This window comes from Sphingobium sp. TomMM7A (genome assembly GCF_055397305.1).
Window position 1 is genome coordinate 479,873 of record NZ_AP027311.1, and the last position, 11,330, is coordinate 491,202.

An 11,330-nucleotide genomic window follows, 5' to 3' on the forward strand; every position below is an offset into this window, starting at 1 on the left:
GCATGGCTTTTGAGCCACGACAAACGTCCGTTGCCCCGATAATAGGGCGCAGCGGTCATCGGCTTTTCGCGCGCCTGGAACAGGCATTGGAGGCTGAGCGGGAGCAACTTGCGCTTTGGGTGCCGGTGGGCCTTGGGTTGGGCATAGCGGCTTGGTTCTTTCTACCTAACCAGCTGACATGGTTGTCTTTTTGCTGTTGCGCGATTGCAATTGCGAGTGGCGGATTGATGTTGCCGGAGGGCGGCCGGATACGCCATGCGATCATATTGGGCGGTCTGCTCGCGGCGTCAGGTTGCCTGTTGATATGGGGGAAAGCCCTGATTGTCGGCACGACCCCATTGCCGCGTGCCGCATTTGTGGAAGTGACTGGCGAAGTCAGGTCAGCCGACACGGTGCCCGCGCAGCAGATGAGTCGCGTATCGATCCGTCCGATCGACATGCCTGCGCTGCCTTCCCTGATCCGGGTGAACATAGCTGCGGCGGACCTACCCGAAGGGGTTGGCAAAGGTGCCATCATTCGCTTTCGCGCCCGGTTGATGCCTCCTGCCGAAGCGAGCCTGCCCGGCAGCTATGATTTTTCGCGTCGAGCTTATTTTCAGGGGATTGGGGCAACAGGACGGGCGCTCAAGCCCATCGTCGTGCTACGTCCGTCAACGGAGGCACCGCCTCTGCGCAATCGTCTTTTCACGCACATATTGAAGAACGCAAATGGGGACGGAGCGGGGATCGCAGCAGCGCTGGCGACGGGGGATCAGGGCGCCATCAGCGAGGCGGACGCCGACGCGATGCGCCGCAGCGGCCTTGCCCATCTGCTTTCGATCAGCGGGCTGCACGTCACCGCCCTTATCGGCGCGGTCATTTTTCTACTGATGCGGATCATGGCGCTTAGTCGGCGTGCGGCGTTGGATCGGCCATTGATGCTGATCGCTGCGGCCGGTGGCGCGCTGGCGGGCCTAGGATATACTTTGCTGACGGGCGCGGAGGTGCCGACAGTTCGATCTTGCGTCGCGGCACTGCTGGTGCTGGGCGGGCTTGCGCTAGGGCGCGAGGCCATCACCTTGCGGCTGATAGCCGCCGGTGCACTGGTGGTTCTGTTGGCATGGCCAGAGGCGCTGGCGGGGCCAAGTTTCCAGATGAGTTTCGCCGCTGTTATCGCCATTGTTGCCTTGGGCGAGCATCACCGCTTTCGGGCGTTCGCGGCATCCCGTGAGGAACCAGCACTTCGGCGACTGGGGCGTCACCTTGCCGTCCTGCTTCTCTCAGGATTTGCGGTGGAAATGGTTCTGGCGCCGATCGCGTTGTTCCACTTTCACAAGGCTGGGATGATCGGCGCTTTCGCAAACCTTGTGGCTATTCCCCTGACGACCTTTGTCGTCATGCCGCTGGAGGCGTTGGCCCTGCTGTTGGATGTTGCCGGTCTTGGGGCTCCTGCCTGGTGGTTGACGAGCCATGCGCTCGATCTGCTGCTGCTGATCGCGCATTGGGTGGCGGCAAGTCCATGGGCGATCGTCACCGCGCCTTCCGTGTCCAACCTGATTTTCGGGATCATCGTGCTGGGCGGCCTTTGGTGCCTGCTGTGGCGAAGCGCTTGGCGATGGGCGGGAATGGTCCCCGTGACGCTGGGGATGGCCATCATCGTGATGAGTTCGCCTCCCGACATTCTGGTGACCGCGGATGGGCGCCATGTGGCCGTCCGGGGGCAGGACGGCGACATGGCTCTTCTGCGCGAACGGGCCGGAGATTTTGTCCGCGATATGATCGCAGAGAGTGCAGGCTATGGAGGTCCACTGGGCGCTCTTGCAGACCTGCCTGAGGCGCGTTGTTCCATGGATCTGTGCATGGTGGCCCTAACCGGAGGAGGGCGCATATGGCAGCTATTGGTGACGAGAAGCGGGGTTGTCGTACCCAAGGACATCCTGGCACGCGATTGCGCGCGCGCCGACATCGTTATCGCTGACCGCCGCCTGCCGCCATGGTGTCGGCCCCGCTGGCTGAAAGCCGACCGGCGGTTGTTGGCACATACCGGCGGGCTGGCGATCGATCTTGATGGAGGAACCGTGCGAACCGGGAAAACAGTGGGCGACGCACATCCGTGGGTCGCCCGCCCTTTCTATTTACCGTCGCGCCGCCGATCCGATCAGTTGTACCGCCGGAGCAGACCAGCCAGCTTTCCCTGAATGCGCACCTGCTGCGAATCGTAGATTTGCGGCTCATAAGCATTGTTGGCCGGATCGAGCCTGACCTTAGGTCCCTGGCGATGATAATATTTCAGCGTCGCCTCGCTATCCTCGATCAGTGCGACCACGATTTGTCCCTCGCGCGCGACTTCAGTGCGCTGGATCAGTGCAAAGTCACCGTCGAGGATGCCCGCATCGATCATCGAATCGCCCGAAACCTCAAGAGCATAATGGTCTCCGGCACCCAGTAGAGCCGCAGGAACGGACAGCATATTCTGTCCTTCCATGGCTTCGATCGGAACGCCTGCTGCAATCCGCCCGTGAAGGGGGATGTCGATCACGTCATTGGCTGCGACCGGGGGCTTGGCCGATAGTTGCGGCTTGGGTGTTGATGCGACCTTAGGCGCGCGATGCATCGCTTCAGGAAGTTTCAAAACCTCCAGTGCTCGTGCCCGATTTGGCAGGCGGCGGATGAATCCGCGTTCTTCCAGCGCATTAATCAACCGGTGAATCCCGGATTTCGATCGAAGATCGAGCGCTTCCTTCATCTCCTCAAACGAAGGCGAAACCCCGCCTTCCTCGAGCCGAGTTTGAATGAAGCTGAGCAATTCCTGTTGCTTGGGCGTCAGCATGCCGACTTATCCTCCATGGAACGGATGGAGAACGCATAGGAAACGTAAGGAGGCAAGTCAAGCAGGGTTACGCCAAGCGTAACGAAAGGAACGGACCTGCGTCACAGCCGTTCAGTAGCGGCCTTCCCAAAGAGGGTGAATAGGAGAGTAAGATGGCGAACCAGAACGATCAGGACAAACAGCGCCGCCAGCAAGGTGGTGACCGCTCAAGCCAGGGCGGGCGTCAGCAGCAGCAGGAAAATCGCCAGGGTCAAATGGGCGAAAGCCGCAAGGACAAGAGCGATCACAGCAAGCAGCAGCGCTGATCTACGTTCGATTGGATCACGGGGAGGGGCCGCTTTGCGGCCCCTTTCTCATTGTCAGAGCGGCACGATGGTTACTTGGTCGCCTGTGGCAGCGGGGTGGGAATTGGCAGGGCGAAGGATCAGGCAGTCCGCTTGAGCCAATGCTGCGGTGGCGGCGCTGTCTTGCGAGGTGACAGAGACCAAACCAGCGCCGGTAAGGTAGGCGCGAAGATAGTCGTCGCGCTCTCCGGTCGCAGGAAGTGGGGCGGCGAGTTCCGCGATCATTGTACGCGGGAGCGGGCTGGCGGCTCCGGCCATGTGCCGGACGAGCGGCAGCAGGAACAGCGTTGCGGTCACGAAGGCGGATACGGGATTGCCTGGGAGGCCGAGGAATAGGGCGTCGCCCAGCGTTCCCGCCATGAGCGGCTTGCCGGGTCGCATGCGAATCTTCCAGAAATCCAGAGTGCCGCCTGCCGCCTGGAAAGCTGGCCTCACCAAGTCGTGATCGCCGACCGAGGCACCTCCGGTCGAGACGATGATGTCGGCCCCGGCGGCTTCTTTGAGCGATCGGACCATTGCGTCGAGATCGTCGGGAACGATGCCGACGTCGATCACCTCCGCGCCTGCCTGGCCTAGCATGGCCGCAAGCATGGGCGCGTTGGAGGACGGCAAGCGGCCAGAGGGCGTGGGCGCTCCAGGGGGAACGAGTTCATTGCCGGTGGAGATCAGGGCAACGCGCGGACGGGCGCCGACCGGGAGGGTTCCGTGGCCCCCAAGAACGGCGAGAGCAATCTGCGCGGGACCCAATGCGGCACCGGCAGGCAGCAATAGATGATTTGCGCCAAAGTCGCTTGCCGCCGGGCGCGCATTTCGTCCTGTGGGTAATGGAGAGCCGAGGGGATGCACGAGCTGGCCGTCCAGCTGGGCATCTTCCTGGATCAGGACGGTATCGGCGCCTGGCGGAAGTGGTGCGCCGGTAAAGATGCGGCAGCATTCCCCCGGAGCCAAAGCGGAGGGAAGGGAGCCGCCCGCCGTGCTTTCAGCGGTTAGGCGCCAAGGGCCAGGCCATTCTGCCGCACAAATGGCGTAACCGTCCATGGCCGATAGATCTGCCCAAGGCTGATCGCGGAGGGCGACGACGTCGCGCGCGAGCCATCGGCCTGCACAGTTGGAAACCGGGATATCCTCTTCCGGCAAGCGGCTACCCAGCGCAAGCAGGCGCGCCTGGGCTTCCGCGACCGGGAGCAAACTCATGCGGCGCGCCAGTCGCCCGACTTGCCGCCCGACTTTGCGAGCAACCGGACGTTGCCGATGACCATGCCCTTATCGAGCGCCTTTGCCATGTCGTAGATGGTCAGAAGCGTGGCAGAGGTCGCGGTAAGTGCTTCCATCTCAACGCCGGTTTGGCCCGCGCTTCTGGCGGTAGCGGTCACGGTGACGCCCTCTGTTTCCAGATCGAAGTCGATCGTGACAGAGGTCAGGGCGATGGGATGACAGAGGGGGATGAGGTCGGCGGTACGCTTTGCCGCCATGATGCCCGCCACTCGCGCTACCGCGAGGACATCGCCTTTCTTTACCAGTCCCTGGGCGATGGCGGTCGCAGCTTCAGCGCTCATGGCGATGTGGCCGGTGGCGATGGCTTCACGGGCGGTCACGGCCTTGGCGGAAACATCGACCATATGGGCCGATCCATCTTCATCAAGATGGGTGAGCTTGCTCATGCGCCGGTCAGCAGCGCGCGGGTGGCGGCTTCGACATCGGGCTGACGCATCAGGCTTTCGCCCACCAGGAAGCAGCGGACGCCATGTTCGGACATGGTGATCAGGTCGGCGTGGCTGCCAAGGCCGCTTTCGGCGACGAAGGTGCAGCCTTCCGGCGCGTGGCCGACCAGTTCATAGGTGCGGGCGAAGTCAACGCTGAAGTCTCGCAGGTCGCGGTTGTTGACGCCGATGAGGCGCGAGCGGAGCTTGAGCGCACGTTCCAGTTCATGGGCATCATGGACTTCGACGAGGGCATCCATGCCAAGGCCAAGCGCGGCATCCTCTATTTCCGCCATCTGATTGTCGTCCAGCGCGGCGGCGATGATGAGGATGGCATCGGCTCCGAGCGAGCGGCTTTCCAGGACCTGCCAGGGATCGACCATGAAATCCTTGCGCAGGACTGGCAACGCGCAGGCGGAACGGGCGGCCATGAGATAATCGTCATGGCCTTGAAAATAGGGTTCGTCCGTGAGGACCGAGAGGCAGGCGGCACCAGCGGCGGCGTAGGCCTGAGCATGGGCGGGCGGGTCAAAATTCTCGCGGATAAGACCTTTCGATGGGCTGGCCTTCTTGATCTCCGCGATGAGCCCGAAGCCCGAGCGAGCGGCGCTGTCCAGTGCCTGGCGGAAGCCGCGCGGGGGTGTCTGTTCGGCTGCGCGGGCGTGGAGCGTCGAGACGGTAATGGCGGCCTTGCGGCGGGCCACTTCCTCGCGTTTCGTGTCGCAGATTTCGATCAGCTTGTTCGTCATTTATAGGCAATCCAGCAATTGAGCAGCGCGTTAGCAAGCCCGCGGTCGATGGTTTCGGCAGCTTCCTCGACACCCGCGCGCAGATCGGCAACAGCGTCCGCTACGACAAGGGCAGCGGCTGCGTTAAGCAGCACGGCGTCGCGATAGGCGCCCGGCTCGCCCTGAAGCAGGGCGCGCAGAGCGGCGGCATTATGGGCGGGATCGCCGCCGCGTATCGCCTCAACCGGGTGCGTGGGAAGCCCAGCGTCGCCAGGGGTGAGGCGGCGCATCGCGACGATGCCCTGCGCGGTGACTTCGGCGACGTCGTTGCCGCCCGCGAGGGACAGTTCGTCGAGGCCCTCATCACCCGAAACGATCATGGCGCGATCGACGCCAAGTTCCGCCAGTGCCTCGGCATAGATGGGTACATAGGCGGGGCGGGCGATGCCGACGAGCTGACGGCGCACACCGGCAGGATTGGCGAGCGGACCCATCAGGTTGAAGATGGTGCGCTGGCCGATGGCCTTGCGGATCGGGCCGAAGCGTTTGAGCGCGGGGTGATGCTTCTGCGCGAAGAGGAAGCAGATGCCGAGATCGGCCAGCGTTGCCTCCGCCGTATCGGCGACGCGATCAAGATCGAGGCCGAGCGCTTCGAGCGTGTCGGCGGCCCCGGCCTTGGATGAAGCGGCGCGGTTGCCATGCTTGGCGACGGGCACTCCGGCGGCGGCTATCACAAGACTCACTGCTGTCGAGACGTTGAGCGTGTGGTGGCCATCTCCGCCTGTGCCGCAGACGTCGATTGCGCCTGCGGGGGCGGCAATGGGGATCATGCGCGCGCGCATGGCGCGGGCGGCGGCGGCGATCTCCGTCGCGGACTCGCCGCGTTGGGCCATGGTGACTAGGAAGGCGGCGATCTCCGCCTCTGGAAGGTCGCCGTCGAACAACAGGTCGAAGGCGGCGGCGGCCTCGGTTGCGCTCAATGGCGCTGCGGGATCGGGCAGGCGGGTCATCGCCTTTGCCTTAATCACGACGCCGCGCCGGAGTCGAGGGGAGGGTGCGGGAAAGTCTTTCGCACATAGCACGGCGAAGCCTTGTGCTTCGTTCGCTCGGCCGCGAAACCGAAATCAGGCGGCTGCGCGCTCCTTTACCGGAATCCCGGCGATCCGCATGAAGTTCGCCAGCATCTCATGCCCGTATTCGGTCGCGATGCTTTCCGGATGGAACTGGACCGAGTGGATCGGAAGGCTTTGATGGCGGAAGCCCATGACTGAGCCATCCTCGCTGGTCGCATTCACGATGAGGCTCTGCGGAATGTTATCCACGATGAGCGAATGATAACGGGTCGCTGTGAAGGGGGATGGAATGCCCGCGAAAAGCCCCGTTCCGTCATGGGTGACGGGGGAGGTCTTGCCATGCATCAGGCCGCCCCGAACGACTTGCCCGCCGAAATGCTGGCCGATCGCCTGGTGGCCGAGGCATACGCCCAGCAGTGGTGCGCCCGCGTCGGCGGCGGCCGCTACGAGTTCAAGGCTGACGCCTGCTTCATTGGGCGTGCAGGGACCGGGCGAAAGCAGGAAGGCGCTGGCGCCGCTGGAGAGGGCCTGGCCTGCCGAAATGGCGTCGTTGCGGACGACCTCCACCTCTGCGCCCAGTTCCATGAGGTAGTGGACCAGGTTCCAGGTGAAGCTGTCATAATTGTCGATGACGAGGATCATGGGACCATGGCTATAAACAGCGAAGCGCGCCGGGCCAATCGGAATCGGCGTTTGTAGCTGGCTGAACCGGCTACATGCTTTTGCGTTGTCCCTCCGGAGTGACATGAGGGAGGATGGTATGAAGCGCTACGCCTATGGTTGGATCACGGCCCTGTTCTTCCTGGTGTCGATCGTGGGTCATTGGGTGTTTGGCTGGTGGGCCTATGTGGATGACGCAAAGACGCACGGGCAGGTGCCTGAACTGGCGGCCTATGCCATCGAGATGGGCCGGGATACGTTCGAGAATTGGCAGTCGGAATTTCTCCAGCTGATCTGGCAAGTCGTAGGCCTGGCCTATTTCCTCTATGTCGGCTCGCCAGCCTCCAAGGAGAATGACGACCGGTTGGAAGTGAAGGTCGACGAACTGCTGAAAATGGCGGGGGGCAAGGATGCCGAGCGGTTGATCAACGAAATAGACAGCCGTTATCTGCGCGCCGGTGGTCATGCGAAGCCGCACGGCCATGATCTGGGCTATGAATGATAGCGAGACGGAACCCGGAGGCTTGTCAGCTGCTTCTTGACGATATGTGTTCGTGAGGAGGACGGAAATGGCCAAAGCTGAGTTTACCGATGCGATCGCCCTGTTGAAAGCTGATCATCGCAAGGTCGAGGACCTGTTCGAGCAGTTCGAAAAGGCGAAGGCTGCGAACCGAAAGCAGGAAATCGCGCATCAGATCTGCACCGAGCTGAAGATTCATACCACGATCGAGGAGGAGATTTTCTACCCCACCTTTCGCGGCAAGATCGAGGACGACACGCTCGATGAAGCCTATGTCGAGCATGACGGCGCGAAGGTGCTGGTGAATGATATCGAGGCCGGATCGCCGGAAGATGATTTCTACGATGCCAAGGTCAAGGTGCTGTCCGAAGAGATCAAGCATCATGTGAAGGAAGAGGAAAGGCAGTCTGACGGCATGTTCGCCCGGTGCCGCAAGACGGATGTGGATCTGGTCGTGCTGCGTGACAGGATGATGGCGCGCAAGCAGGAACTGATGGCGCAGGCGAAGGCGAGCGGACTGCCGGTCGCCAAGCCCAAGGCCGTCCATCTGGTCCCGGCCTGACCGAAAAGGTTGATAAATGGGGAGCGCTGCCCCATATGGGTTTTGCCGGGTTCGCCCGGCTATGGTGATAAATCGTGTCGTGTAATAGGCGCAGCGGACCCGGGGGCAGTACCCGGCGGCTCCACCACATATCCCGGCTTGTACGGGGTGTCTGACGGGGCCGAACTAGGATCGACGTGTGTTGAAAGGCGATGTCTTCACCCGGCCTGAGTAAGCCGTAAAAATGTTCAAAACACGTAAGTGCCAACGATAACGAGGCTCTTGCTCTTGCTGCGTAATTGATGGCCTCACGGCCTGACATTACCCAAAAAGAACGCGGTTGAACCCACCGGGCAACAGAAGGGAATTCAGCGGCTTCCGGAGGAGCCGGGCAACAGAATCCTCCGGACCTTTCTTCATTTAAGTGATTTTGGCGGCCGTCCTACGTGGCGGGTGGCGCTTGCTATGGGCTGGCAGGCTGAATCTGTAGCTGCAAATCGGATGGCATGAACCAAGACGGTTCAATTACAGTTTTATGACAGTTAAAAGAAAAACTTATAACATATTGAATTATAGGAAGTAAAAATCCTTTTTTGGGTGCAGTTCGCTGCTTGTTTAGATGTCATCAAGATGAAATAATCCCGGCTATTATAGAAAGTTTTTTCGGGAGAAATTGGATGATGAAGGTAGCGGCGATCGTCGGGCTGATGCTGGCGGGGGGCATGTCAGGCGCGGCCGTGGCTGCATCCGATGAAGTGGTTGTGGTCGGTGTTCCCGATGGGCAATTGGCCGCTCCGGCCTTGGTGGCGAAGGATTATGAGAGAGCCGCCCGCCGCCTTGCGCCTATGTGGCCGGACGGGGCGAACGATCCGGCTCGGTTGATCAACCTTGGCAACGCCTATGCGGGACTGGGGAGGATGAAGGATGCGCGAGAGGCTTATGGCGCGGCCCGCTTCGCGCCGGAGTCGACATTGCTGCTCGCGAATGGCGAAGAAGCATCGTCGCGGGATGTTGCCCGCCGCGCGCTCGGTCGCCTTGAAGCGAGCTATGCCATGCGCTGACTTCGGCCCGTTAAGTCATTGAACAGTGGGGCGTCGTCCGGTGGGACGGCGCCTTTCTTTTTGCGTGGACGGCTTTCGCAATCATCAAAGTGAAACAAGAGTCTCTGAACTGTCATTTTAAAGTCACTCTGCCGTCACGGAAGCAAAATGTCTCTGTCATCTGGCGCGCCTAGCTGCGGCGACTGAGGGCGGCAGGGGGCGTTGTCCGATTCGTGAATCCCCTTCGCTCCGCACCTTAACACAAACCGGCATCGCCGGAGCGGAGACGACATGGTCAAGACTAATCGTATCACTACCATCCTGATGGCGGGTTGCGCCTGCGCTGCTCTGAGCGCTTGCGGCGCGGACGATATCGCTTCGCCGGGCGAGGGGACGATCGTCCTGCCCGCGCCGACGCCTTCGCCGAGTCCGACGCCGACGCCCACTCCTACGCCGGGCAATGTGACCGCTGCGGCCGACTGTCCGACTATCTCGGGTGCGGACCAGTTGACCAACCTTGGCACCATCAGCGATGGCACCAACACGTGGCGCAATTGCGGCTTCCCCGCGCGTTTCAACAGCTCGACCGCGATCGCCAAGACGGCGGGCGTCATCTATTCGCTGCCCGGCCGCGTTGATGTCGGCACCGATCAGGGCGCTGCGAGCACCGGGAGCAACGTCACGCTGACGATCGATCCGGGCGTTGTGGTGTTCGCTGGCACTGGCAGCGCATTCCTGGCCGTCAATCGCGGCAACAAGATCAATGCTGTCGGCACGGCGGCACAGCCCATCGTCTTCACCAGCCGCGAGAATGTCACCGGGTCGGCGACCGATCAGTCGTCGGGCCAGTGGGGTGGCATCGTGTTGCTCGGCCGCGCCAAGATCACCGACTGCGATCAGGCGCCTAACGCGGCTCCGGGCACCACCGCCTGTCAGCGCGACACCGAAGGCACGACCGGCGCGCTCTATGGCGGCGACAATGACGCCGACAATTCGGGCCGCATGAGCTATGTCCAGATCCGCTATTCCGGTTTCGTTCTGGCGAACGGCAAGGAATTGCAGGGCCTAACCCCTTCGGGCGTCGGAACCGGCACGCAGCTTGATCACATCCAGGTCCACAACAGCTCGGACGACGGCATCGAGGCTTTCGGTGGTTCGACCCACATGAAATATCTGGTGCTGACCGGCAATGAGGACGACAATCTGGATACGGACGTCGGCTTCCGCGGCACGGCGCAGTTCGTTATCTCCGTGCAGCGTGCGAACAACAATATCGGTGATACCTTCACCGAGACGGACTCGAACGGTTCGACGACCGGCACCAGCTTCTCCGAAGACGCGCTGCCCCGCCAGTATCTGAAGGTTGCGAACTTCACGCACATCCAGCGGTCGAACACCGGCGATGATGGCGCGACCATGATGCTTCGGGGCGGTGCTGACCTTGCCATGGTGAACGGCATCATCGTCAGTCCTGATCAGAGCTGCCTGCGCATCAACAGCGCCGCCACGGTACGTGACGCTGACGCGGGGCTGCAGGATGCGGGGAAGCCGCGTTACCTGTCGGTAGTGATGCAGTGCAACGCTACCCCGTTCAAGGGCACCGGCGGCGTCGATGCGGCGACGGTCCAGTCGATCTTCTCGACCGATCCGAACAGCAGCTTTGCCTATACGCCGTCGTTGACCAGCCTGTTCATCAACGGCGCGACGGAAACGGCCCGCACCGCGATCGACCCCAAGACGATCGACAGCAACTTCATCACCACCAATTATATCGGCGCGGTGAAGGACAGCAACGACACCTGGTATGCGGGCTGGACCTGTAACTCGGTTACGGCGAGCTTCGGCAGCAGCAGCGCGAGCTGCACCGCCATCCCGACGACCTGATCGGCCTGAACCCTGAACAGGGCGGGGGAGC

12 protein-coding genes and 1 other RNA gene are annotated in these 11,330 nt (G+C 62.0%); 7 read left to right on the forward strand and 6 right to left on the reverse strand.

Going from position 1 to position 11,330, the window contains the following annotated elements; all coding sequences use genetic code 11:
* Positions 1-2: 2 nt before the first annotated feature.
* A complete protein-coding gene (locus tag ACZ5ZH_RS02535; protein WP_464772070.1) occupies positions 3-2,177 on the forward strand; it encodes a ComEC/Rec2 family competence protein in 2,175 nt (724 codons plus the stop codon).
* Here the strand turns inward: ACZ5ZH_RS02535 and lexA are convergent.
* Complete coding sequence (gene lexA / locus ACZ5ZH_RS02540) at positions 2,138-2,809, reverse strand: transcriptional repressor LexA (RefSeq protein ID WP_464772071.1); 672 nt, start codon at positions 2,807-2,809, stop codon at positions 2,138-2,140. The two genes, ACZ5ZH_RS02535 and lexA, sit on opposite strands and share 40 nt — an antisense overlap.
* A gap of 152 nt (positions 2,810-2,961) precedes the next feature.
* On the opposite strand from lexA, the gene ACZ5ZH_RS02545 reads away from it, so the two are divergent.
* The gene (locus ACZ5ZH_RS02545; protein ID WP_196225777.1) at positions 2,962-3,114 is read left to right on the forward strand and encodes a hypothetical protein; all 153 of its coding nucleotides are present in this window, start codon (positions 2,962-2,964) and stop codon (positions 3,112-3,114) included.
* Between the two features lie 54 nt (positions 3,115-3,168).
* Here ACZ5ZH_RS02545 and ACZ5ZH_RS02550 read toward each other — a convergent pair whose 3' ends face one another.
* From ACZ5ZH_RS02550 to ACZ5ZH_RS02570, 5 genes are all read right to left on the reverse strand, one after another.
* The gene (locus ACZ5ZH_RS02550) at positions 3,169-4,347 is read right to left on the reverse strand and encodes a molybdopterin molybdotransferase MoeA (RefSeq protein WP_464772072.1); all 1,179 of its coding nucleotides are present in this window, start codon (positions 4,345-4,347) and stop codon (positions 3,169-3,171) included.
* A complete protein-coding gene (gene moaC, locus ACZ5ZH_RS02555; protein ID WP_464772073.1) occupies positions 4,344-4,814 on the reverse strand; it encodes a cyclic pyranopterin monophosphate synthase MoaC in 471 nt (156 codons plus the stop codon). The genes ACZ5ZH_RS02550 and moaC overlap by 4 nt, the downstream gene beginning before the upstream one ends.
* On the reverse strand, positions 4,811-5,602 hold the full coding sequence (gene trpC, locus ACZ5ZH_RS02560) for an indole-3-glycerol phosphate synthase TrpC (protein ID WP_464772074.1): 792 nt from the start codon (positions 5,600-5,602) through the stop codon (positions 4,811-4,813). The genes moaC and trpC overlap by 4 nt, the downstream gene beginning before the upstream one ends.
* Entirely contained in the window at positions 5,599-6,591 is a 993-nt protein-coding gene (gene trpD, locus ACZ5ZH_RS02565) for an anthranilate phosphoribosyltransferase (protein WP_464772579.1), read from the reverse strand. The genes trpC and trpD overlap by 4 nt, the downstream gene beginning before the upstream one ends.
* 114 nt (positions 6,592-6,705) lie before the next feature.
* On the reverse strand, positions 6,706-7,296 hold the full coding sequence (locus ACZ5ZH_RS02570; RefSeq protein WP_464772075.1) for an anthranilate synthase component II: 591 nt from the start codon (positions 7,294-7,296) through the stop codon (positions 6,706-6,708).
* A 118-nt stretch (positions 7,297-7,414) separates the two neighbouring features.
* Between ACZ5ZH_RS02570 and ACZ5ZH_RS02575 the strand changes: the two genes are divergently transcribed.
* From ACZ5ZH_RS02575 to ACZ5ZH_RS02595, 5 genes are all read left to right on the forward strand, one after another.
* A complete protein-coding gene (locus ACZ5ZH_RS02575; protein ID WP_464772076.1) occupies positions 7,415-7,816 on the forward strand; it encodes a DUF6766 family protein in 402 nt (133 codons plus the stop codon).
* A 67-nt stretch (positions 7,817-7,883) separates the two neighbouring features.
* Positions 7,884-8,396, forward strand: coding sequence for a hemerythrin domain-containing protein (locus tag ACZ5ZH_RS02580; RefSeq protein WP_464772077.1), 513 nt, complete (start codon positions 7,884-7,886; stop codon positions 8,394-8,396).
* A 5-nt stretch (positions 8,397-8,401) separates the two neighbouring features.
* Positions 8,402-8,746: a transfer-messenger RNA gene (gene ssrA / locus ACZ5ZH_RS02585) on the forward strand.
* Positions 8,747-9,052: 306 nt separating this feature from the next.
* On the forward strand, positions 9,053-9,436 hold the full coding sequence (locus tag ACZ5ZH_RS02590; protein WP_449471698.1) for a tetratricopeptide repeat protein: 384 nt from the start codon (positions 9,053-9,055) through the stop codon (positions 9,434-9,436).
* Between the two features lie 270 nt (positions 9,437-9,706).
* Complete coding sequence (locus tag ACZ5ZH_RS02595) at positions 9,707-11,299, forward strand: hypothetical protein (RefSeq protein ID WP_464772078.1); 1,593 nt, start codon at positions 9,707-9,709, stop codon at positions 11,297-11,299.
* Positions 11,300-11,330 lie beyond the last annotated feature (31 nt).